The following is an 889-nucleotide window of genomic DNA, read 5'->3' as shown; positions in this document are numbered from 1 at the left end:
TTCCCTTCTCGCAACCACGTTAAGCCTTTCTCGCTGCAGTATAAAAACAGGCTCACTTTCTACCTTTATAAGCGTATTATATTTAATGAAAAACCAAAGGGTCAGTTTAAAGTTTCAAGCACTAAAGCAAAGCAGAATAGCATAATCGTCGGGATGAAAATAACTGTAAGTTGTTTCCATCGTGGCCATTTATCAGCCTTTATAAACGCCACCAGGCATGAAATTAAAAATACGATCAGCACTAAAATTCTAAACATAAAGATCCTATGGCAGTTGTATGTAAGCTGCTTTTATGGTCAGGAAGTTGTTAGAAACTATAGCTTAGTTTTCGATTCCTACGATTAACCAAGGCGCATTGNTATCGCGGGTGTCTCTGGTTAAGTGCCAAAGATCTGTAATATCCTCTTCAACTCCTTCGGTTTCATCACTATAGCGCCCACTAAACTGAATGCTTAGCTCTGCCAAGCCTGCTGATTGGTCAGCTCTGACGATCTGGGCATCAATAAACAGCACATTCGTGTGCTGTTCACCTTCAAGCGCTGCACGTTCTTCTTTTAAATGGGAAAACAACTCTGAGCTAACGTACTCCTCAATTTTACTTAGATCATTCTCATTCCAGGCTAGCTGGATGGTACGGTAATGCTCACGAGCGCCGGCCAAAAAATTGTTGATATCAAAGTCTGCAGGCAGGTTATAAGGTACATCATTATACGAACCAAACCCTGAAGTTTGCTCTTCATTAAAGGTAGCATCGTTGTTCTGGTTAGCTGTTGGCTGATTGCCGGAAGATGACTGAGGAAACTGACCCGCCAAGAACTTGCTTGGTTGGGCGTCTGTTTGGCTCTCTTGTCTGAATTGATTTGTAGAATAAGCTGGTTGAGGCTCCATG

1 protein-coding gene is annotated in these 889 nt (G+C 42.1%); it reads right to left on the bottom strand.

Going from position 1 to position 889, the window contains the following annotated elements:
- Positions 1 to 321 precede the first annotated feature (321 nt).
- Positions 322 to 889 (bottom strand): Tim44 domain-containing protein (locus A3729_RS01815; RefSeq protein ID WP_068633031.1); only part of this gene is annotated, 568 nt, incomplete at its 5' end.

The organism is Oleiphilus sp. HI0043, from assembly GCF_001634935.1.
Note: the sequence above shows the minus strand (reverse complement) of the source record. Positions and strands in the feature narration are given on the sequence as shown.